Genomic DNA, 23,109 nt, shown 5'->3' with positions numbered 1-23,109 from the left:
ACTTTCAAAGAAACGTGTTGTGTCAGAAAATCTGACATGGTATTTTTGTGGAAAGGAGTGACGAAGATGAACTACCGTGAAAAAAAGGTGATGTCGATCGGAATCGTCTGTGAATTGACCGGCTTGTCAGAACGTCAGATTCGTTACTATGAGGAACGGAAGTTGATCTTTCCAGAACGGACAAATGGAAAAACACGAAAATATTCGTTTACGGATGTCGAGCGACTCGTCGAAGTCGCGGAAAAAATCGAGGATGGCTGGCGTACGCACGAAATTCGAGAAAAAGAACGTAAGGTAACGGAACAGCAACGTTCAGACTTGATCCGCGGTCAGTTAAACGCTGCGTTCGGTCTTTACAAGAAACAGTGAACATTTCATGAACTGGTAACAGAACTGTCATTTTGTAAACGATTTATTGGCACAGACTTCTTAATTTCAGATATAATGTTTCTGTGTTCACAAACTTATCGTACGTTTTTTTGGGGCGTTAGAACGAGTATAAAGGGGTAGTTATGATGAAGAAATTCAATGATACGTTTTTGCGGGCGATCCGTGGCGAGCAGATTGATCACGTTCCCGTCTGGTACATGCGACAAGCAGGTCGTTATCAAGCGGAATATCGTGAAATCAAGAAGACGCGGACGCTTTTCGAGATCACACATGACTCGGAACTAGGCGCATATGTGACAGAACTACCTGTAAAACAATTAGGGGTCGATGCAGCGATTCTGTATAAAGACATCATGACGCCACTTCCATCGATGGGCGTTGACGTCGAAATCAAGAGTGGTATCGGTCCAGTCATCGCGAACCCGATTCGCACGATGGCAGATGTCGAAGCATTACAACCATTCAACCGCGAAGATATTCCATATATCTATGAAACGATTCGTTTGTTACGAGAACGACTCGAAGTACCGTTGATTGGTTTTTCCGGGGCACCATTCACGCTTGCGAGCTATATGATTGAAGGTGGTCCTTCGAAGGGATACCATAAAACGAAAGCATTGATGTATGGACAACCTGAGGTATGGCATGCCTTAATGGAGAAACTAGGTGACATGGTCATCGATTACATCAAGTCACAAGTGGATGCAGGAATCCAAGCGTTCCAAATCTTTGATTCATGGGTCGGAACGACAAGCCGGAAAGATTATGTCCGTTACATCAAGCCAACGATGGAACGCATTTTCACGGAATTAAAAGATACAGGCGTGCCGATGATCATGTTCGGTGTAGGAGCGAGTCACTTGGCAGAAGAATGGCACAGTTTACCGTTAGACGTCGTCGGACTTGATTGGCGTTTGTCGATTGACGAAGCACGTGAGCGTGGATTGACGAAACCTGTCCAAGGAAACCTCGACCCGTCTTATCTGCTAGCACCGTGGGATATCCTTGAAGCAAAAACGAAGGAAATTCTCGACATGGGAATGAAGCAACCAGGATTTATCTTTAACCTCGGTCACGGCATCTTCCCGGAAGTCGATCCAGAAGTATTGAAACGTTTGACTGCATTTATCCATGATTATTCGAAAGAAAAAATGGAGGTAGGAAAATGAAGACGTTAGGACTACTTGTTATGGCGTACGGTACGCCATATAAACCAGAAGATATCGAGCGTTATTATACGCACATCCGTCGCGGGCGCAAACCGTCTCCAGAAGCATTGGCAGAGTTGACGGAACGTTACGAAGCCATCGGTGGTGTCTCACCACTCGCACAAGTCACGATTGATCAGGCTGAAGAGCTACACCGTCAACTGTCTGAGAAATATGCTGGTGAAATCGAGTTCAAACTCTATCTTGGTCTGAAACACATCGAGCCATTCGTTGAGGATGCTGTCGAGCAAATGGCAAAAGACGGCATTACGGAAGCGGTCACGGTCGTTTTAGCACCACACTATTCAACGTTCAGTATCCGTTCATATAACGGTCGTGCGAAGGAAGTCGCGGACCAACATGGTATTCGTCTCGCATCCGTCGAATCGTGGTACAAAGAAGAAGCGTTTCTCGATTGGTGGGGGAAAGAAATCCGCAAGACGTTCGACGCTTTACCAGTACCTGAAGAGAAAGCCGTTCTCGTCGTTTCAGCACACAGTCTACCTGAGAAAATCATTGCAAACGGTGATCCATACCCAGAGCAATTGAAGGAAACAGCCGAATTGATCGCGCAACGTGCTGGTGTACCGCATATGATCACAGGCTGGCAATCGGCTGGACAAACGCCAGAACCATGGCTTGGACCAGATGTTCAGGATTTGACACGTGACGTCTACGAAGAAAAAGGATATGAAGCATTCGTCTACGTACCCGTTGGTTTCGTTGCCGATCACCTAGAAGTATTGTTCGATAATGATTACGAGTGTAAAGTCGTCTGCGACGAACTCGGAATTCACTATGCGCGACCTGTCATGCCAAACGCGGATCCAGCTTTCATGAAAGCTGTCACGGAAGCCGTCGCGAAACAGGTGGGTAGTTATGTCCAGTAAACGTCTCGTCATCGTGGGCGGTGGTATATCAGGACTTGCAGCCGCCTATTATGCAGAGAAGCAGTTTCCAGAGATGAACATCACGTTACTCGAGGCAGAGGGTCGTCTCGGTGGTAAGGTGGCGACATATCGGGACGAAGGATTGACGATCGAGCGGGGACCGGATTCATACGTCGCACGGAAACACGTGTTGACGGATCTCATCGAAGAGATCGGATTAGGGGAGCAACTCGTTCGCAATAACACGTCGCAAGCGTATATCTTGGATGCGCGCGGTCTCCACCCGATTCCAAAAGGTGCCGTCATGGGCATCCCGACCGATTTAGAGTTATTCGCAGAGACGTCTCTACTGACGGAAGAAGAAAAGGCAGAGGTGACAGAACGCTTGCTTCACCCTGCTCCTGATTTGACGATTCCGGAAACAGACATCCCATTAGGGGAATACCTGCGTCCGCGTCTTGGAGATGCGCTCGTCGAGAAGTTGATCGAACCGCTTCTTTCAGGCATCTATGCGGGTGATATCGACCGGATGAGTACGTTCGCGACCTACCCGCAATTCGTTGCGAATGAGCAAAAGGCTGGAAGCTTGTTCGAAGGGATGCGCCTCATGCGTCCGCTTGATCAACAACAAGGTCCGACGCTCAAAGCGACAGGTCAATTCCTATCACTTGCTACTGGACTCGAGTCTCTCGTCGAGCGTTTAGAAGAGGTGCTCGAACGGACAGAGATTCGTCTAGAGACACCACTTCGCTCCATCGAACGGGAAGAAGACGGGCGGTATCGTCTCGAAACGGATCATGGTCCAGAATATGCTGATGATATTTTGTTGACGATTCCGCATCGCCAAGTCGTGTCCCTGTTACCAGATGCGACGCTTCCAGGGCTTGCGAACCTTTCAACACACTCGACGGCGACGGTCACGTTGATTTTCGATAAGGAAACAGCGTTACCGATTGATGGAACGGGATTCATCGTCAACCGTCGGGCGCCGTATTCAATTACAGCATGCACGGCGATTGATCAAAAGTGGAATCATGCAGCACCGAATCATACCGTGCTCCGTGCCTTCATCGGACGCCCCGGAAAAGATGCACTCGTTCGTGAATCTGACGAAATGATTGAACGCGTCGTCTTAGAAGATCTTGAAAACATCTGTGGTCGTCCCTTGCAACCGGAACGTGTCGTCATCAGTCGTCTCTTAGACGGCTTACCGGCCTATACGGTAGGACATGCACAGCGGATTCAAGAAGTGCGAGAAATCGTCGCTTCTCATTATCCGCACATTCATTTAGCCGGACTCGCCTATGATGGTGTTGGATTGCCAGACTGTGTAGCAGGTGTCAAAGCGACGCTTGAACAAATGGCGTTACAACAACCGGAACCATGTAAAGAATCATGACACACCTAAACCTTTTTGAAGCTAGCCGTGCTTCAAAAAGGTTTTTTTGTCTTCAGAAGAATGACACGGAAGGAAACGGGAATAAGAGACAGAGGAATCAAAATTGAAGAATACCGTTGAAGCGGGAGGGAATCGTATGGTGGAAGTATGGAGTACGTTCACGATCATCATCGTCTACGGATTGCTTATCATGAATATCTTGGCTGTCCTGACGGTTATTTTTCTTGAGCGGCGCGATATTGGTGCGACATGGGCATGGGTATTCATCTTGTATTTCGTTCCGCTCGTTGGGTTTCTCGTCTATCTGTTTTTCGGAAGACTGTTGAAAAAAACGAATTTTTATCGTGTCACGGATGAAGAACAACTGGAACAGGATAGACGGATCGCCTTACAGAAAAAAGAACTTGTAACGATGGGACGGCACCCGATGATTCAAAAGCACCGGGATATGATTCGGATGAACCTGATGTCGAACGGTTCCCTGCTCAGTCTCTCGAATCAACTGCAGATTCTTTCGGATGGCGAGCAGAAGTTCAATCGGATGATTCAAGATATCCGCCAGGCAGAGCATGAAGTGAATATCCAATATTACATCATTCAGAAAGATCGTCTCGGGTTAGCGTTGATCGATACATTGACCGATTGTGCCCGTCGTGGGATCAAAGTACGTCTATTGTATGATGCTGTCGGATCACGAAGTCTCAAACGGACGGATTTTAAGGATTTACTCGCACACGGAGGAGAAGTGTTCGCCTTTTTCCCGTCGACGATTGGTTTCGTTAATTTTCGATTGAACAACCGGAATCACCGTAAATCCTGTATCATCGACGGTCGAATCGGCTACATTGGTGGGTTCAACGTTGGTACGGAATATCTCGGGATCGATGAAAAGTTCGGCTACTGGCGGGATACACATTTTCGCTTGGAAGGTGACGTCGTTCACGATCAACTCGACCGCTTCATTCTCGACTGGAACCAAGCAAGTGACGTCTATACGGAAAAATCTTTGTTTTACTATGGAACGCACAGGATTCAGGATATATTACCGATGCAAATCGTCACGTCGGGTCCGGATTCTCGTTCAGAGTATTTGAAGCTTGCCTTGATCAAGATGATCAACGAAGCCAAACGGACGATTTATATCCAATCGCCTTATTTCATTCCAGACACGAGTTATTTAGATGCATGTAAGGCAGCCCTTCTGTCCGGAGTGGAAGTCCGTATCATGATTCCGAACAAACCGGACCACCCATTCGTTTACTGGGCAACGACTGCTGCTGTAGGAGAGTTGTTATCGTACGGAGCTAAAGTCTACACGTATGAACCTGGATTTTTACATGCAAAGACGATCGTTGTTGATGGCGAGATTGCTTCGGTCGGGACGACGAATATCGATGCGCGAAGTTTTCGGTTGAACTTTGAAATGAACACGATCGTTTATGATCAGGCAGTAGCGATTGAACTAGAACGTCTTTTCCTCGCTGATTGTGAGGTATCAAAGCTCATGACGGTCGAGTCGTATGCCGCGCGTTCAAGAACGATCAAATTCAAGGAAAGTATTTCGCGTTTGTTGTCACCGATTTTGTAAACCGCGTTTACGACCAGGCAAAATGTGAAAAATGGTATAGTGGTATGGAAATAGAAAAAGAGGAGAGTGAAGACGATGGCAAATCCAATCAAGCTACTCGTATCAGACATGGATGGAACCGTTCTTTCAGGTAAACAAAGAATTGAACCGGAGACGATTCAGGCAATTGAAGCGGCACGCGAACAAGGTGTCGAATTTGCAATCGCAACAGGTCGTAACTACTTAAATGCAAAAGAATTAACAGATGCAGCAGGAATCCACTGTCCGATCATTGCTTCAAACGGGGCACGTGTGATGACCGTCGATGGAGAAGAGTTGAGTGCGACGACGTTGACGACCGAACAAGCACAGCAAATTTACGGCATCATTAGTCAATATGAAGTTTTCTTCGAGATGTTCTGTGATCGAGGACTCGTGACAGCACAAGGAGCGACGATCGACGCAGCCTATGATTCGCTGAAAGAGTTGAGTGAAGAAAGTGATCGGGCGAAACAAGTGCTTGATTTCTTCCACGATCGTTATTATGTCCACGAAGACGTCAAGATGATTGATGGATTCCGATCGTACATCCGTAACCAAGCGGGACAAGTATTTAAATTTATCTCATTCTCGTTTGATCAAGAATTAATGAAAAAAATTTGGCAGGAAATCGAGCAAAAGGTCGACGGTGTCTATGTCACGTCGTCAGGACACGATAACATCGAAGTCATGGCAGTTGGTGCCGATAAAGGAACGGCGGTTAAAATCCTCGCAGACCACCTCGGTGTGCCAATCGAACAGGTTGCTGTCATCGGTGATAACCTGAATGATCTTCCGATGTTCAAAGTTGCCGGTAAGGCGATCGCAATGGGAAATGGTCATGATGAGGCAAAAGCGATTGCCCATTACGTGACGAAAACAAATGATGAGCACGGCGTCGGATATGCGATTCAGCAGTTGGCGTCCCGCGCTTGGTAAGGGGGACGTTTCATGTTTAAGGCATTCAAGGAGTTTGCCTTTCGAGGGAATGTGATCGATTTAGCGGTCGGGGTTATTCTGGGTGCTGCGTTTAGTGGGATCATCAAATCCCTCGTCGACAGCGTCTTTATGCCACTGATCGGTATCATCATCGGGGGCATTGATGTCAAAGGATTATCGGTCATGGTCGGAAATGCAGAGTTGCAGTACGGTCAATTTCTTCAAGCGAGTATCGAGTTCTTGTTGATCGCCTTTGCACTGTTTATCTTCGTCAAAGGCATCACTTCATTCCGGAAGAAGGAAGAAGTCGTCGAAGAAGAAGCGGTACCAACGACAGAAGAAAAATTATTGACAGAAATCAGAGATGCCTTGATTCATCAAAATGAGTCATCGACGAAAAACTGACGGATACAACAAAGGCTGACTCAAAAGTCAGCCTCTACAAAGATAAAGGTGGCAGAATAAAAATCTGCCACCTTTATCTCGTAACAAAAAGAATGGCGCGTCACACGCCACTCCTACAGGAAAAAGCGCATTATGCGCTGTCAGAGACAAACAAGACCCGCTTTCCTTCTTGAATGAAGCAGGAAAACTGGCTTGTGTCTCGCCTGAGGAAAGGGCGTGAAAAGACACGTCATTCTTTTTTTGAGTCAGGTCCATTCTGAATCATAAAATTTCGAGTAACGCATTTTCAGAGCAGACTTGTAACGAAAGCTGTTTTTTCATTCCTTGATCAAATGAAATTTCCAGCACATCGTCAACCAGGTGCAAGACAGTTCCGGGACCAAATGCTGTATGCGAGACACGCATGTTCTCAGTGATCGGAAGTGGAGGAACGCTAGCTCGCGCTGTAACAGCAGTTCGCTTGCGCTCTACTTTTCGTTTTGCAGCATCAGGCGTGACGAGGCGATGGACGTCTTCGACGAATGGTGAGACATCAAATGATTTCGATTTAAAACGATAGGACAGGAGATGTAGTTCGTGTCGCGCCCGTGTCATGCCGACGTAAAACAAACGTGCAGCTTCTTCCATATCATCGAGTTGTCCATTCTTGTACGCCTTGATCGTATCAGCTGATGGAAGAATCCCAGAAACGAGATCAATCATGAAGACGCGATCGAATTCAAGTCCCTTCGCACTGTGAAAGGTCGAAAGGGTGACCGCATTTTGATTTTTATTTTGTTTCGCATCACGCATCAATTGTTCGAGGTGCGTGATCCGTTCACGAAAGGCGAGTAGTGTCGGTACATCACTTGCGATGTTATCGATCGTATTCAATGTTTCAAGCAGGTGATCGAGACTAAAACCGAGACTCTCACTCATTTTTCGCAAATTCTTTTCGTAACCCAGTTCATGACGAATCAGAGAGAGGGCGGCAGAGGGGCGAACGGTTTGGATGGAAGCGAATGTGCGCTTCATTTGTTGAAGTTGTTTCTTTTGATAAAACTTCATCTCGATTTTGTTTATGAGTAGATCAAATACAGATTCACCCGTACCGAACTGTTGCAATTGAGAAAGTTGCGCTTTTGAGATATACCCGGCGAATTTCGTATGAATAGTTGCTAGCACATCGATATCTGTCGGATCTTGTGCGAATGTCATGAAGTTTAAGATATCCTTCAAAATCCAATGACTGAAGAATTTATGATCGACATCCTTAATATAAAACGGAATATTTGCTTGATCCAAAGCATTCATCACATTGATCGATGAGGCATTGTTGCGATATAAGATGGCTACTTCGCGGTAATTCGTCTCTGTCCGTAGTTGATTCAACAGATAGCGGGTCTGATCCTCGTAAGTTGGTAACGTCTCTAAGATAATCGGACGAACAGCAGCGTTCTCCGTGAACATCTGTTTCGGATAACGTGCTTTATTGCGCTGAATGAATTGGTTTGCGACGGATACGATGTCTTGAGACGAACGATAATTTTGTTCCATGTAAAGAATCGTCGCATTCGGATACGTATCTTTGAAGTGCAAAATTTTAGAGGCATCCGCGCCACGCCAACTGTATAGCGTCTGATCATCATCTGCAACGACACAAAGACGGTTATGCGGTAAGGCTAACTTCTCGACCAATTGATGCTGGACGAGCGACGTATCCTGACTTTCATCCGTTAGGATATAGTCGAAGCGTCGCTGATAATGTTGCAACAGACGACGGTCTTGCTCCAAAATCGTATTCGCATACGTCAACATATCATCAAAGTCGAGTAACGGATGTAAGGGATCACGCGACTTGAATTGTTCATATGCCACATAGATATCAGGGAAATGTTTGATCGTCGTCGGTACTGCCTTGATCTCCTTTAAAGAAAGAAGACGGTTCTTGACGAAGGAAATCATCCGCAATAACTCATCCATCTGGTCGTCTGTAATGACACTCCGATTAATTTCCTGGAAAATACGCCGGAGTAACATGCGTTTATGTGGCACATTCGGATGTTGTTGATCCATTGGTCCCTCAATGATCGTATAGGAGAGACGTTGCTGGGATGTATGATCCCGAACGACTTGAAAAGCAAAGCTATGAATCGTCGAGAATGCCGCTGTCGTTCCAATTAATTCGTGAAATAGATGATAAAAACGATCCGCCATCTCGCGAGCTGCTGCCTTACTGAAGGTCAGCCCTAAAATACGATGTGGTTCAATCTTTTTTTGTAAAATCAAATAGGCAATCTTAAAATTAAGCGTCGTTGTTTTTCCAGAGCCGGGTGAGGCGAGTAACAGCAACGGACCATGGTCATGTTCGATTGCCTGTTGTTGGACAGGATTCAGTTGAATGCCGGTCAATCGCTCCATCTGTTCGAAAAAATCTTCATGCATGATACAGTTCACCTCGAGCGTATTTATTTCGCGTTCAATAATCGAACTTTCCCTAGTGTATCATTTTTAGTGTCAGGATTGGATTAAGGAAAGAAGAACCGTGGAATAAAGAGACAAGAGCCTATTGGATGTTATGTAAGACGAGTACCCTGAATGACTAGGCAAATGGACACAAAAACATTAAAATGGGAATAAATGTAAGAGAGTACTCTCTTGTCCTGTACAAAGAGGGAAGGCGGAATGAGAATGTCTGTAGTGAAATTACACATGTATACGAATGAACATTATGAACAATGTGATGCGTTCATTCTTCCTGAAGAACAAGTCCAGTTTACTTCTTTTCCGACGGATGTCGTCGCAGATGCGGTTGCCCATCCAGATAAATTCCCGGTTGTCATCAAAAAAGACGATTTAGTCGTCGGATTTTTTATTCTTCATCTTAATCCCCCTAAAACACATCGAACACATGAACACAGTGTCCTGTTACGTGCCTTTTCCATTGATGTACGCCATCAACACCAAGGATATGCGAAAGAGGCAATGATGCAGTTGCCAGAGTTCGTGCATCATCATTTTCCAGAAGTCACAGCGATCACACTAGCGGTCAATAAAAAGAATATTGCTGCAAAATCACTGTATTTCAAAACGGGATACGTTGATACGTTACAGTCCGTCATGGGTCCAATTGGGGAGCAGCACATCCTTGCATTTGATCTAGAAAAAGAATCACGATTGAAGCATTGAAGCAAAAAAGCATTTTCCTGATTCTATTCAGGAAAATGCTTTTTTATTTAAGATAAATCGTAGAGTGATAAATGCGCACCTGCTTCACCAGAGAAGACAATACCTCGACTGGATGTTTTCGGGAAAATCCGTCCAGATGCAACGGCTTCTCCGTCATTTAGAAAAAGTTCAAACGAAGAACGATCCACGAACAGACGTAATGTATGCAAGTCCTTCGCAAGAATCGTCGATCGCGAAGTGCCGAATGATTCAGCAGGTACTTCTGCACCTGATCGGCTTCGATCGATCGTAAATTGACGTGATACAGCATCGTAATGGAATACGGTTTCTTCTGTGGCGTCTTGACGAATCGAGAAGCGGAACGAGTCCGACGACAGTTTCAAGTCTGTCATCACGAGCTCGAAAATCTCGGCTTCCGCAATTGTCACGTCTTGTTCGAAAAGAATCGTTTCGTCAAACAGCGTCTCTTTTCGTAGCTGTGTCAGTTCATTGACAGGTCGTTGACGAAGTTGTCCCTGTTCGATCGTTAATTCACGAGGCAATGTCAAAGCATGTGCCCAGTTATAGATGTCAGAAGGATAACTGATATCCGGTAACCCCATCCAACCAACAAGAATCCGTCGACCATCTGCCGCCTCAGTTGTTTGTGGCGCGTAGAAGTCAAATCCGAAATCGAGTTCTTGGAACGATTCGTGTGTGAATGTTAAGTCGGGTAAAGCTAACGGTTCGCCGATGAAATAACCGGACTGGAAAATGTTTTGATAGTTCGTACCATCTGGTTCAATCCCTTGAGGGCTAAAGAGGAGGATCCCTTTTCCATCCAGCTCGAAATAATCAGGACATTCCCACATATAACCGAATGTCGAGTAATTCGTCTGTAACTCACCGAGGAATGTCCAGTGCTCTGAATCTTGAGACTGATAGATGACAGTACAACCCGTCAAGTCACTACGCTGTGCACCAATGATGCAGTACCAAATGCCCGATGCATCTTGGAAGACTTTCGGATCACGGAAATGTTCCGTATATCCTTCAGGAACGTTTGGAATAGCAGGTGGTAAATGTTTTTCGATTCGTCCATCCGAGCGGAGATGACCGACGATTTGGCTCGTATGGCGATTCCAATCCGCATCCCGTTTATTACCGGTGTACATGATGTGCACTTGATCATCTTTAATGAAGCCACTACCGGAATAAGCACCGTGTGAATCAGGATCGTTATTTGGGATCAAGGCAGCTCCTTCATCGAACCAATGTACAAGATCTTTTGATGTCATGTGATACCAGTACTTCAGCCCGTGTACGGGTCCGAGTGGAAACCATTGATAAAACAAATGATAGAGACCGTCATGATAGACGAAGCCGTTCGGATCATTCAAAAGTCCGGTCGGAGGTTGAATATGGTAAGAAAATCGCCAAGGAGATGTTCGAACTTCTTCCTTCATCGCTTGGTAGACGCTCGGATCGACATCCGAGAGGGGACGGTATCGTGCTTCACGTGTCCATTGATTCATGTTGACAGCTCCTCGTTGAAAAATTATACGCTTCTCTCGTTCACCTTACGGAGGAGAGCTGCGCTTGTCAATCCTCCGTCCTGAATGGTCAATGAACGGACATACATCCTCTGCCATTTTGCTTCGAACGATAGAGCGCTAAATCAGCGCGATGCATGACTTGTTCGAGTGATTCTCCTGTCACCTGTTCGGCGACTCCGATACTCATCCCGATGTGGACGGTTTGTTCTTCTAAGTGATACGGCATCGAGACGTGAGCGATCCATTGTTCACCTAAGTATCGTGCTTCTGTTAAGGATTGAGTCGTCAAGACGATGATGAACTCATCGCCGCCCAGACGAGCTACGAATCCACCAGGTGGAAGCAACTGTTCGAGACGTTGACTGACCTCGATCAGCAGGAGATCACCTAGCGCGTGACCATACGTATCATTGACTGCTTTAAAGCCGTCTAAATCAAGGCAAAGATAGATAGAATGCGTTTCTGCAGGCAATTGTTCGATGTATTGAGCGAGACCGTTGCGGTTCGCGAGACCCGTCAGGCTATCGCGTTGTGACAAGCGTTCAAACGTTAATTTCTCTTGTTCGGTATGTAGCAAGCGATGAATCAGTCGTTGTAAGGCATCCGTCAGTGTCTCGATTTCTCGGATTCCACGATGATTCGGGAGTGATTTTGAGGGATCATCCTGCATCTGTTGGGCGGCATATGTGATTTTTAATAATGGTCGTGTCAATAACTTCGCTAACATCCATCCGAGTACGGCTGTGATGAAAGAGGCAATCAATCCGGCGATAAAAATCGTTTGACGTAAAGCGTCGGCATCAGCGAAGGCAATCGAAGTCGGTTGACGCACGAGAACCGTCCAACCTAATCCATCGTAATCCTTGTAACCTCGGCTTGTACTTTGACCAGAGACGAATTCTTTCCCTTGCCAAGAAGCGGTCGCAGAAGCATTCGAAGTCAGCGTTACGCTATCAGGTAATGTTTTACCGCTCCATCCGTTCGGTCCAAGCAAAATCGTCTTTCGATCTTGACTAATGATGAAGACATCGACTTGTTGGAGAGAGGACGTGGCGCTCTGAAAACTTTGTTCGATCGCTTTTGCCCATTCGAAGCTGAGATGTGTCGCAAGGACACCAGAAAATCGCCCCTTATCGTACAAAGGTGTACTAATATCGACGAATTGTAACGGTTCACCGCTTGGGTTTGGCAATAATTTTGCGAGTAGAACAGCTTCATGGACATCCCCGATGAATGGTTGTGATAAGGCTTGTTGGAAGACGGGGCGTTCCTTGATCGATGTTCCTTCAAGAATCTGATTCGTTGACGCAACGACTTTGCCTTTCGCATCTAAGCGACCAATCCAAGAAAAGTCAGGAATCTGTCGTTGTAACTCTTCGAGTGTCTGCCGTGTTTCTGCTTTTTGTTCTGTTTGTTGAATCGTTGATAAAGAACCCAGCAATTTTACTTCGGCATAACGTGACCACATGTAATGATCAAGCTTATCAGACAGTTGGTGAGCAGTCGTTGACAGATTCATCCCGACTTCCGATTGGAGTCGGTTTGTTGCATGTTGACTAATGAAAAAAGTTAATCCGAGCGTCATGCTAAAAAATAGCAGGGAAATCAATCCCGCTAACAAAACATCAAAGCGAAGTGAAAGTCTGAACATTGTGCGATACTCCATTCATGCGTTTTCATTTTTTTTACTTACATCATACACGTAGACGTCTACCTGTTGTTCGCGGTTCGAGATACTCGTTCGTACATATCGAAATTCGTGTTTTTCCCAAAAACGACGGGCTCTTAAATTATCGGGTAAGACCGCGAGATGAATGTGAGGTTCCTGACTTAGAAACTGATCACAAAAAGCAGATAGTAACCGACTGCTAGTTCCCGTACCGTGCTGAGAAGCATCCAGTAAAAATAGACTGATTCAAGGTGTACCGTCTTTTGGATGCTTCGGTAGGTAATCAATCAGTAAGACGGGTTCTCCGTCTACATACCCAATCAGCGATACGGTATCGGGATTTAAAAACTCTTCCTGTAAGGTCGAATCAGAGAGCGGGAGCACTCGTTCTTCTAAGAGCGCATATGCAGGAACGCTCGCGTACAACGATTGGATGATCGGAAAGTGATCATGTGTTACTTGTTCAAAGCGAATCATCTAGCGACTCCATTCTTTATTTTTAATATAAAATTTCTGTTGTTACGCCTTTTTAATTGGAATCAGATTACATATTTGTAAGAAATGAAACTTATCCTTTAAAATCACGTACACTAATAGCATAGACAAAATATGAATGAGGAGGAAGAGCAGATGTTAAAGATTGAAAATATCTCAAAGCGTCTCGGAAAAGAGCAAATTTTAAAAGACGTCAGTTTTGAGGTATCCCCAGGAGAAGTGTTCGGCTTCCTCGGACCGAATGGAGCAGGGAAGACGACGACGATTCGGATCATCACTGGACTACTCGAGCAGGATGCAGGGAAAGTCACAGTCAATGGATTTGATGTCGTAGAAGAGCGTTCGAAAGCGCTGACGCAAATCGGAGCAATCGTTGAAAATCCAGCGTTTTATCCTTATCTGACAGGAAAACAAAACTTAGTTCATGCAAAAAATCTCATTCCGGGACTCGGTCAAGTGGATTATGATGCACTAGCACGACTCGTTGGTCTTGAAGGAAAGCTTTCAAAAAAAGTCGGAGAGTACTCACTCGGAATGAAGCAACGACTCGGAATTGCTCGTGCCTTGCTACATAACCCGCGCGTCTTGATTTTAGATGAACCGACGAATGGTCTGGATCCATCCGGAATTGCAGAGCTTCGTGAATATTTACGCCAAATGGCGCGTGAGCAAGATATCGCGATTTTAATTTCAAGCCATATGTTGAGTGAGATGGAACAAATCAGTGATCGTTATGCGATCATCGATCAGGGTGTCATCAAGTCGGTCGAGTCCGTTCGTAATGAAACTGGAGCGAAAATCGCTCTTCGTGTCAATGCAGAAGCGATGACAGAGGTACTCGATGCCCTTCGCGTCGCGAACTACCCATCAGAAGTACTCGAGAATAAAATTATTATCACCGCACCGGAAAGTGAATGTCCAGCTATCGCTCGACTCGTCGTGCCGATTGCCGATTTACATGAACTGACCGTTAAACGTTTGACGCTTGAGGAACAATTCCTGCAAGTAACGAAAAAAGAGGGGGATTCACATGCTTTCGCTCATACAAAATGAATGGATGAAATGGTGGACGACTAAAAAAGCGAAAATCGTTTTAGCACTATATGTCGTTATTGCAGTTGGTATTATCATCGTTGCAAAGACGAATGATTTTGAGTTCACACGTTATGATTATTATTCATCAACGTTCCTTTTACTGACATCTCTATTAGGAATCATCACGATTGTCTTCACGGCAGAAGCCATCGGGAATGAAGTACGTTATGACACGATGAAACACTTATTAATGAGTCCGTATTCCCGAATGACGATTTATTTCTCGAAACTTATCTTTTCGATCTTGATCATGTTGTTCCAATTCGTGTTCATCGCTGCGATCGTCTACGCAGGCTCATTTGCGTTTTCAGAGGCAGGAGATCCAATTCTGTTCCGCGATACGATCGTCGAAGTTGTCAGTCCGATTTTTACAATATTCATGACGTTATTCTTCTCATTGTTGTTCCGTTCTGTTGGAATGATTATCGGCTTCACCGTACTAGCACAGTTCTTTACGAGCATTGCGGGTAACTTACTGGTTGGTTTCAAACCAGCAATCGCTAAGTGGATCGTATTCATGCATTTAGACTGGTCAATGTATTTCAAGGATTCTATGACCTATGGTACGAGTGAAGCGATGGGAACAACTTTGACGTTCTCCGCCCTGTTCGTATTGGCTCATATCATCGTCTTGTTAGGTGCATCGATTCTTGTCTTCCAAAGAAAATCATATACGTAAATGAAAGAGCTGCTATTGATAGATGAATTTGTCTATCAATAGCAGCTCTTTTACAGTATTCAAGAACTTGTCCGTTTAGGTGGACGTGCTGTAATCGGGAACAATCGCTGAAACCATTCGATCAGTGGACCGTTCAATAAGAGAAAAATGAAAGTTCCGACTCCGATGCCGATCAGTTCGCGTTCAATCAGTGAAAAGAGACAAGCAATCAAAAAAGGAATGCCGAGGCTGATTGTTGCTCCGAGCGAGGTACTTTTAAAGCGACTGATCAGTGACTTCATCAAGTAATCCGGTGGCATCAATACGAATCCGATTTGTAGATAGAGAGCGAGTCCAAGTGAAATCAATGGCATGCCGATCAACATGTACACAACGCGCATCCAAAGTCCCTGTGGTGTATAAATCAATTGATGGATCGATAAGAAGAAATCAATCGCAGCGCCGAACAGGACGACGAGTGCGAAACTGAGGACGATCGTCCACCAACTAAATCGACTCCCAAGAGAGAGTGCCGCAATCAAAGCGAGCACATGTAAGACGATGATCGCTAGTCCGACAGTTAAAGGGGAGATGGCCGCAACGGCTTCACTCGCTGATGTCCAAGGTGCACTCCCGATCGAGGCGGTCACCATGAAGCTGTTTCCTAAGGCGTTAATTAAAATAGAGAATAAATAGATGACAATCCGTTTTTGCTGACTCATTGACGTGCACAGACGGTAGGACTGCGCGTTCACCTCCTGAAAAGAAATCGTTTCGTTAAGCTATACCCTAATCGTAGCGCTCTTTTCACTTATTTTCATGAAAAGAGCATTGCCTATTCCTTATGTTTCACGACATACTTAGGACACATTACGAATCAGGGGGAGAACATATGACATATTTTGGACAGAAGATCCTGCCTTCCGTTAGAAAATTAGAAGACTTTGAAAAGATGCTGAAGAGTCCATATGAATATGGGGTCTTACTCGAAATGCATGTATCGCGTTTAAAAGCGGTCTATGAGATGGCGCATCGTTACGACAAAAAAATGTTTTTGCACATGGATCTCGTTCAAGGGTTAAAAAATGATGAATATGCCACAGAATACGTCTGCCAAGAATTGAAGCCGTATGGTGTCATTTCGACGAAGGCGAGCGTCATCTTGAAAGCACGTCAAAAAAAGGTCAAGACGATGCAACGCATGTTCTTACTTGATTCCAGTTCACTCGAAAAAAGTTATCAACTCATGGAACGGACGCAACCTGATTACATCGAAGTGTTACCAGGGTTAATGCCAAAGTATATTCAAGAAGTGAAAGAAAAGACAGGGCGTCTCGTATTCGCCGGTGGACTCATCGATACGGTCGAGGAAGTGGAACAAGCGATTGAAGCAGGTGCCTCAAGTATCACTACATCGAATAAGGACTTGTGGCGTCATTTTGAACCACGCTCTTAAGTTGATTGTGAGGAAAATCATTCGGATTATTTGACAGCGTTTTCACTGATTGTTATAGTGATATCAAGTTGATACAAAGTGACGGAGAAAAGGGAGATTCACGTGTGAGTCCTGCTTGAAGAACATTCAAGTAGGAACTGACGTGGATCTCCTTTTTATGTTGCTTTTTTCACATAACCAAAAGGAGGAACACATATGTCACCCATTTTAGCGGAATTTTTAGGCACAGCTTTGCTTGTCGCGCTTGGGAACGGTGTTGGTGCAGGCGTTAGTTTGACGAAATCGTTTGCGAAGGATGCAGGTTGGATTGTCATCACGTTTGCATGGGGTTTTGCCGTGGCGATTGCAGCGTATGCCGTCGGTCAATTCAGTGGAGCACACCTTAACCCAGCAGTAACGCTTGGTTTAGCCTTTGACGGTTCATTTGCATGGGCAGACGTACCAGGCTATATCGTCGCTCAAATTGCCGGCGGGATACTTGGTGCAAGTCTTGTTTTCGTCCATTACTTACCACACTGGGCGGAGACGAAAGACCCAGCAACGAAACTCGGCGTCTTTGCGACGTCACCAGCGATTCCACATACATTTGCCAATCTAATAAGTGAAATGATCGCGACATTCTTGCTTGTCATTGGGTTGTTATCAATCGGAGCAAATAAGTTCTCAGATGGTCTAAATCCATTGATCGTCGGTTTCTTGATCGTCAGCCTCGGTATGTCATTCGGAGGAACGACAGGATATGCGATGAATCCGGCGCGGGACCTTGGTCCACGTATCGCCCACTTCATCCTACCGATTCATGGAAAAGGATCATCGAACTGGGGGTACTCTTGGATTCCGGTTCTCGGACCAGTTCTCGGTGGAAGTCTTGGCGGATTGTTTTATCGTTCGGTCTTCACAGGGAAAGATACACCGGCTTTTTGGATTGTAGGACTTGTGACAATCGTCATATTAGGCTTATGCTATAGATTCGGTGTTCGTCCGAACAAAACAACGTCAGTGGAGTCAAAGTCAGCTTAACTTATTTAGATACAAAAGGATGGGGAAGAGATGGAGAACTACATTTTGTCATTGGATCAGGGAACGACGAGTACACGTGCGATCCTGTTTAATCGTGCCGGCGAGATCGTCCATTCAGCACAACAGGAATTCACGCAGTATTTTCCGAAACCAGGTTGGGTCGAACACAACGCAAACGAGATTTGGGGAAGTGTCCTTGCTGTCGTGGCGACTTGTCTGACGGAGGCGAACGTAAAGCCGTCGCAGATTGCTGGTATTGGAATCACGAACCAACGTGAAACAGCTGTCGTCTGGGAAAAAGAAACAGGGAAACCGATTCACAATGCAGTCGTGTGGCAATCGAGACAAACGGCTGAAATCTGTGAAGCGCTTCGAGCAGCCGGTCATGCCGAGCTCTTCCGTGAGAAGACAGGTCTATTGATTGACGCTTATTTCTCTGGTACGAAAGTCAAATGGATTTTAGATCATGTCGAAGGAGCACGGGAACGTGCTGAACGTGGTGAACTATTGTTCGGTACGATCGATACGTGGCTCATCTGGAAATTATCCGGCGGAAAAGCACATGTGACCGACTATTCGAATGCAAGTCGTACGTTGATGTATAACATTCATGAATTAAAATGGGATGACGAGTTACTCGACATCTTAGATGTCCCGAAAGCGATGCTTCCAGAAGTACGACCATCTTCTGAAGTGTACGCAGAGACGGCAGGGTATCACTTCTTCGGAGAATCAGTTCCGATTGCTGGAGCAGCGGGCGATCAGCAAGCCGCATTGTTTGGTCAAGCGTGTTTTGATACAGGAATGGCGAAGAACACATACGGTACAGGCTGCTTCATGTTGATGAACACAGGGGAAGAGGCTGTTAAATCAGATCACGGATTGCTGACGACGATCGCGTGGGGCGTCGATGGAAAAGTGGAGTATGCTTTAGAAGGAAGTATCTTCGTCGCAGGATCTGCGATTCAATGGTTACGTGACGGATTACGTCTCATTGATGATGCCAAAGAATCAGAAGGATACGCAACACGCGTCACGTCTTCAGACGGTGTCTACGTCGTACCAGCATTCGTTGGTCTTGGTACACCTTACTGGGATTCAGACGTTCGTGGTGCCGTCTTCGGTTTGACACGTGGTACGGAAAAAGAACACTTCATCCGCGCGACACTTGAATCACTCGCTTATCAGACACGCGACGTCCTATCTGCGATGGAGCAAGATTCAGGCATCGAGATGAAAACGCTCCGTGTTGATGGTGGAGCAGTTAAAAACGACTTCTTGATGCAGTTCCAAGGTGATATCATCCAAGCACCAGTTGAGCGTCCGGAAATCAATGAAACGACGGCATTAGGTGCAGCGTACCTCGCAGGTCTTGCTGTTGGATTCTTTGAGAACCGTGAACAAATTGCGACGCAATGGAAAAAAGAACGTCGCTTCGAGCCGAGCATGGCAAAAGAAGAGACGGATGCGCTCTACGGTGGATGGCAAAAAGCTGTTCAAGCTACGATGTTGTTCAAATGATGTGACGTATGTTATAGTAAGGTCAAGTTAATAAATCGGTCGGAGAATATGGAGAGACCACAGCAGCAGTTGACATAGTCAGCGTGTTTGTTGTGGTCTCTTTTTTTTTTCGAACCTAAACAGGAGGAACTATTCATGGCTAACCAACCATTCTCAAGCAAAAACCGTGCAGATGTCTATAATCGATTAACACGTGAAGAACTCGATCTACTCGTCGTAGGTGGCGGTATCACAGGTGCGGGGATTGCCCTCGATGCAGCGTCACGCGGTATGAAGATTGGCCTCGTCGAAATGCAGGATTTCGCGTCCGGTACGTCTAGTCGTTCAACGAAATTAGTTCATGGTGGTCTACGTTATTTAAAACAATTCGAAGTTCAAATGGTCGCGGAAGTCGGTAAAGAACGTGCGATCGTTTACGAAAACGGACCACACGTCACGACACCAGAGTGGATGTTGCTTCCGATGCACAAAGGCGGTACGTTCGGACCGTTCAGTACGTCAATCGGTCTTCGTGTTTATGACTTCTTAGCAGGTGTTAAACGTTCGGAATGGCGTACGATGTTATCTGCGAAAGAAACATTAGCGAAAGAACCACTCGTCAAACAACAAGGTCTCAAAGGTGGCGGTTATTACGTTGAGTACCGTACAGATGACGCCCGTCTAACAATCGAAGTTATGAAAGAAGCGGTTGAACACGGTGCACGCGTCGTCAACTATACAAAAGCGGAAGAAATCATCTACGATGCTGGAAAAGTCGTCGGCATGCGTGTGACAGACCTCTTGACAGGTGACGTACATGAAATCCGTGCGAAAAAAGTCGTCAACGCGACAGGTCCATGGGTTGATGAATTACGTGAAAAAGATGGCTCTAAAGTCGGGAAACAACTTCGTTTGACAAAAGGTGTCCACGTCGTCATCGATCAATCGAAATTCCCACTTAAACAAGCGGTCTATTTCGATACACCAGACGGTCGGATGATCTTCGCGATTCCACGTGATGGAAAAGCATACGTTGGTACGACAGATACGTTCTTCGATAAAGATACTGCACATCCGAAGTTCACAGTCGAAGACCAAGACTACGTCTTAGACGCGATTCACTATATGTTCCCAGAGGTTAAAGTGACAGCAGAAGACGTTGAATCAAGCTGGGCTGGTGTACGTCCATTGATTTATGAAGAAGGAAAAGACCCTTCTGAAATCTCTCGTAAAGATGAAGTATGGCAGTCTGAGTCAGGTCTCATCACGATTGCGGGTGGGAAATTGACTGGATACCGTAAAATGGGTGAGCACGTCGTTGATCTCGTCGCTAAACTTTTGAAAAAAGAAGAGAACGTCGCGTATGCACGTTGTTCGACGAAAAACATGCCAATGTCTGGTGGACACGTCGGCGGAGCAAAAGGATTTGCTGAATTCTTAAAAGCTCAAACAGCAACGAACGGTCTAACGACAGAAGAAGTTCAATTCCTAGCAAAACGCTACGGTTCGAACTTACCGAAAGTACTGGAATATGCAGCAGCATTCGATGCAGCAACGACAGCTCTTCCACGTTCTGTCTATGCACAACTCCATTACAGTATCGAACATGAAATGGTCGCTCGTCCAATCGACTTCTTCATCCGCCGTACAGGTGCTGTCTTCTTCGACATCGCTTGGGCTCGTGCGCACAAAGATGCCGTCATCGAAGAAATGAAATCTGTCTTGAACTGGACAGCAGAACAAACAGATGCTTATACGAAAGAACTCGATATCGAAATCGAAGATGCAGCACATGCACTCGTGACAGAATAAGCTCTCTAACTCATCAAGGAATCAAGATCAATATGATCTTGATTCCTTTTTTGCATATTCGTATTGGCGCGGGCGGAAAGATTGCAACTCTGTCTAGAGGCGACTATGCTTAATGTATGAAATTACACAAAAGGAGAGAACACAGATGAAAGTAGAAGTATGGTCGGATTACGCATGTCCGTTTTGTTATATTGGGAAGCGTCGCTTAGAACAAGCGATTGCGAACGAAAAGTTAGATGTCGAGGTCGAATTCAAGAGCTTTGAACTCGATCCAGATGCACCAGCAGTACCGACACAAGGCTTATACGAAATTCTTGCGTCAAAATATGGAACGACTCTCGAGCAAGCACGGAATATGTCGCAAGGTGTCGTTGATACGGCACGTCAGGAAGGTTTGCACTACGAGATGGATCGTATCATCCCAGCCAATACATTCGAGGCTCATCGCTTGACTCAATTCGCTAAAAAACATGGTAAGATGAATGCAGTATCAGAAGCCTTGTTTACAGCGTATTTCATGAATGGAGAAGATTTGAATGATTCAGCCATTCTGACACGGATCGCAGTAGATGCTGGACTTGCTGAAGCAGACGTCACAGCGTTTCTTGCGTCAGAAGAGCTGGCGACAGATGTTCGAGAAGAAGAAGCGATGGCACAACAACTCGGAGTTCGTGGTGTACCATTCTTCGTCTTCGACCGGAAATATGCGATTTCAGGCGCACAACCAGTAGAAGCATTCGAACAAGTCTTCGCGAAGATCCGCCAAGAACAAACACTTGAAGTCATCGCTGAAGGTGATGCGTGTGGTGTTGACGGCTGTAACTGATCACATTATGATTCCATCACAAAGGAGCACGAAACCCTTATGAAATTCATCTTCCATCCTGAGATTCGCGATGCGCGAATCAATCTCGCTGTCGAAGAATTCATCTTGAACAACCTGAACGTCAATGAAGAAGACTATTTCTTGTTTTATATCAACGGTCCATCGATCATCGTCGGAAAAAACCAGAACACGAACGAAGAAGTCAATTTGAAGTATGTCGAGGAAAACGGCATCCACGTCGTCCGTCGTCTTTCAGGTGGTGGCGCGGTGTATCATGACGAAGGAAACTTGAACTTCAGTTTCTTGACAAAAGATGACGGTGATTCGTTCAACAACTATAAAAAGTTCACGGAGCCAGTCGTACAAGCGCTGCATAAACTCGGTGTCGAAGCGGAGCTATCCGGACGAAACGATATTCATGTCGGAAGTCGGAAAATCAGTGGGAATGCCCAGTTCACGACGAAAGGACGGATGTTTAGTCACGGTACATTGATGCTCGATTCGAACATCGAAGAAGTCGTCAATGCGCTTGTCGTCAGTGAAGAAAAGATGCGCTCTAAAGGCATTAAATCGGTCCGAAGTCGTGTCGCGAATATCTCGGAATTCCTGTCAGAACCGTTGACGATGGAACAATTCGTCGATCATCTCCTTGCTTCGATCTATGAAGGAAAAGAGATTGAACGGTATATCTTAACCGAAGAGGACTGGGATAAAGTACGTGCCATCTCAGCAGAACGTTATGGCAACTGGGAGTGGAATTTCGGAAAATCGCCGAAATTTGATGTCATTCATAAAAAACGCTTCCCGATCGGTACGATTGATTTCCGGCTGAACGTCAAAAAAGGCATCATTGAAGAAGCGAAGATTTATGGCGACTTCTTTGGTGTCGAGGATGCAGAAGAAATTGCGCGGGCGCTCGAAGGTTCACGCTATGATCGCGCGTCTCTTCGCGAAGTGCTCGGTCGGTACGAATTGAAAAAATACTTCGGCGCTGTCGAACTAGATGAAGTGCTAGACGTTTTAGCGTAAGTCTTTATG

Annotated in this window: 21 protein-coding genes; 16 read left to right on the top strand and 5 right to left on the bottom strand. The window is 45.6% G+C overall.

Annotated features, from left to right (window positions below):
- Window positions 1-66: 66 nt before the first annotated feature.
- The 7 genes from NOM72_RS11145 to mscL all read left to right on the top strand — a co-directional run bounded on the left by NOM72_RS11145 (window position 67) and on the right by mscL (window position 6,837).
- A complete protein-coding gene (locus NOM72_RS11145) occupies window positions 67-369 on the top strand; it encodes a MerR family transcriptional regulator (RefSeq protein ID WP_023467353.1) in 303 nt (100 codons plus the stop codon).
- Window positions 370-512: 143 nt separating this feature from the next.
- Window positions 513-1,559, top strand: a complete 1,047-nt coding sequence (hemE, locus tag NOM72_RS11140) for a uroporphyrinogen decarboxylase (protein WP_023467354.1) — start codon at window positions 513-515, stop codon at window positions 1,557-1,559.
- On the top strand, window positions 1,556-2,488 hold the full coding sequence (gene hemH / locus NOM72_RS11135) for a ferrochelatase (RefSeq protein WP_023467355.1): 933 nt from the start codon (window positions 1,556-1,558) through the stop codon (window positions 2,486-2,488). The genes hemE and hemH overlap by 4 nt, the downstream gene beginning before the upstream one ends.
- On the top strand, window positions 2,478-3,887 hold the full coding sequence (gene hemG, locus NOM72_RS11130; RefSeq protein ID WP_055967016.1) for a protoporphyrinogen oxidase: 1,410 nt from the start codon (window positions 2,478-2,480) through the stop codon (window positions 3,885-3,887). The genes hemH and hemG overlap by 11 nt, the downstream gene beginning before the upstream one ends.
- Before the next feature lie 136 nt (window positions 3,888-4,023).
- Window positions 4,024-5,475 carry a cardiolipin synthase gene (gene cls / locus NOM72_RS11125; protein WP_035398470.1) on the top strand — a complete coding sequence of 484 codons (1,452 nt, stop codon included), beginning with the start codon at window positions 4,024-4,026 and terminating at the stop codon, window positions 5,473-5,475.
- Window positions 5,476-5,550: 75 nt separating this feature from the next.
- Entirely contained in the window at window positions 5,551-6,432 is an 882-nt protein-coding gene (locus tag NOM72_RS11120; protein WP_255999171.1) for a Cof-type HAD-IIB family hydrolase, read from the top strand.
- Window positions 6,433-6,444: 12 nt separating this feature from the next.
- Window positions 6,445-6,837 carry a large-conductance mechanosensitive channel protein MscL gene (gene mscL, locus NOM72_RS11115; RefSeq protein WP_023467359.1) on the top strand — a complete coding sequence of 131 codons (393 nt, stop codon included), beginning with the start codon at window positions 6,445-6,447 and terminating at the stop codon, window positions 6,835-6,837.
- Between the two features lie 261 nt (window positions 6,838-7,098).
- Here mscL and NOM72_RS11110 read toward each other — a convergent pair whose 3' ends face one another.
- A complete protein-coding gene (locus NOM72_RS11110) occupies window positions 7,099-9,261 on the bottom strand; it encodes an ATP-dependent helicase (protein ID WP_023467360.1) in 2,163 nt (720 codons plus the stop codon).
- A 246-nt stretch (window positions 9,262-9,507) separates the two neighbouring features.
- Here NOM72_RS11110 and NOM72_RS11105 point away from each other — a divergent pair, with 246 nt between their 5' ends.
- Window positions 9,508-10,005: a GNAT family N-acetyltransferase gene (locus tag NOM72_RS11105; protein ID WP_023467362.1), complete on the top strand. Its 498-nt coding sequence runs from the start codon at window positions 9,508-9,510 to the stop codon at window positions 10,003-10,005.
- A gap of 47 nt (window positions 10,006-10,052) precedes the next feature.
- Here the strand turns inward: NOM72_RS11105 and NOM72_RS11100 are convergent, their stop codons facing one another.
- The 3 genes from NOM72_RS11100 to NOM72_RS11090 all read right to left on the bottom strand — a co-directional run bounded on the left by NOM72_RS11100 (window position 10,053) and on the right by NOM72_RS11090 (window position 13,686).
- On the bottom strand, window positions 10,053-11,519 hold the full coding sequence (locus tag NOM72_RS11100) for a glycoside hydrolase family 32 protein (RefSeq protein WP_255999170.1): 1,467 nt from the start codon (window positions 11,517-11,519) through the stop codon (window positions 10,053-10,055).
- A gap of 88 nt (window positions 11,520-11,607) precedes the next feature.
- Window positions 11,608-13,191 (bottom strand): diguanylate cyclase domain-containing protein, encoded by a 1,584-nt coding sequence (locus NOM72_RS11095; protein WP_023467365.1) that lies wholly within the window; start codon window positions 13,189-13,191, stop codon window positions 11,608-11,610.
- A 264-nt stretch (window positions 13,192-13,455) separates the two neighbouring features.
- Window positions 13,456-13,686: a hypothetical protein gene (locus tag NOM72_RS11090; RefSeq protein ID WP_255999169.1), complete on the bottom strand. Its 231-nt coding sequence runs from the start codon at window positions 13,684-13,686 to the stop codon at window positions 13,456-13,458.
- A gap of 153 nt (window positions 13,687-13,839) precedes the next feature.
- Between NOM72_RS11090 and NOM72_RS11085 the strand changes: the two genes are divergently transcribed.
- Complete coding sequence (locus NOM72_RS11085; protein ID WP_023467367.1) at window positions 13,840-14,757, top strand: ABC transporter ATP-binding protein; 918 nt, start codon at window positions 13,840-13,842, stop codon at window positions 14,755-14,757.
- Window positions 14,735-15,478, top strand: a complete 744-nt coding sequence (locus NOM72_RS11080) for an ABC transporter permease (protein ID WP_023467368.1) — start codon at window positions 14,735-14,737, stop codon at window positions 15,476-15,478. Before NOM72_RS11085 ends, NOM72_RS11080 begins: the two co-directional genes overlap by 23 nt.
- A 59-nt stretch (window positions 15,479-15,537) precedes the next feature.
- Here NOM72_RS11080 and NOM72_RS11075 read toward each other — a convergent pair whose 3' ends face one another.
- Window positions 15,538-16,179, bottom strand: a complete 642-nt coding sequence (locus NOM72_RS11075; RefSeq protein ID WP_023467369.1) for a YczE/YyaS/YitT family protein — start codon at window positions 16,177-16,179, stop codon at window positions 15,538-15,540.
- A 170-nt stretch (window positions 16,180-16,349) separates the two neighbouring features.
- Here NOM72_RS11075 and NOM72_RS11070 point away from each other — a divergent pair, with 170 nt between their 5' ends.
- The 6 genes from NOM72_RS11070 (at window position 16,350) to lplA (ending at window position 23,100) form a co-directional block, all read left to right on the top strand.
- Window positions 16,350-16,913 (top strand): glycerol-3-phosphate responsive antiterminator, encoded by a 564-nt coding sequence (locus tag NOM72_RS11070; protein ID WP_023467370.1) that lies wholly within the window; start codon window positions 16,350-16,352, stop codon window positions 16,911-16,913.
- 195 nt (window positions 16,914-17,108) lie between these two features.
- Entirely contained in the window at window positions 17,109-17,933 is an 825-nt protein-coding gene (locus NOM72_RS11065; RefSeq protein WP_255999168.1) for an MIP/aquaporin family protein, read from the top strand.
- A 30-nt stretch (window positions 17,934-17,963) separates the two neighbouring features.
- On the top strand, window positions 17,964-19,454 hold the full coding sequence (gene glpK / locus NOM72_RS11060) for a glycerol kinase GlpK (protein WP_023467372.1): 1,491 nt from the start codon (window positions 17,964-17,966) through the stop codon (window positions 19,452-19,454).
- A 135-nt stretch (window positions 19,455-19,589) separates the two neighbouring features.
- On the top strand, window positions 19,590-21,245 hold the full coding sequence (locus NOM72_RS11055; RefSeq protein WP_023467373.1) for a glycerol-3-phosphate dehydrogenase/oxidase: 1,656 nt from the start codon (window positions 19,590-19,592) through the stop codon (window positions 21,243-21,245).
- 145 nt (window positions 21,246-21,390) lie between these two features.
- Window positions 21,391-22,071 carry a DsbA family oxidoreductase gene (locus NOM72_RS11050; protein ID WP_255999167.1) on the top strand — a complete coding sequence of 227 codons (681 nt, stop codon included), beginning with the start codon at window positions 21,391-21,393 and terminating at the stop codon, window positions 22,069-22,071.
- 39 nt (window positions 22,072-22,110) lie between these two features.
- The gene (lplA, locus tag NOM72_RS11045) at window positions 22,111-23,100 is read left to right on the top strand and encodes a lipoate--protein ligase (RefSeq protein WP_023467375.1); all 990 of its coding nucleotides are present in this window, start codon (window positions 22,111-22,113) and stop codon (window positions 23,098-23,100) included.
- Window positions 23,101-23,109 lie beyond the last annotated feature (9 nt).

The organism is Exiguobacterium sp. LL15, assembly GCF_024436095.1.
Lineage (GTDB): Bacteria > Bacillota > Bacilli > Exiguobacteriales > Exiguobacteriaceae > Exiguobacterium_A > Exiguobacterium_A indicum.
This window is presented reverse-complemented; position numbering and strand designations above follow the sequence as displayed.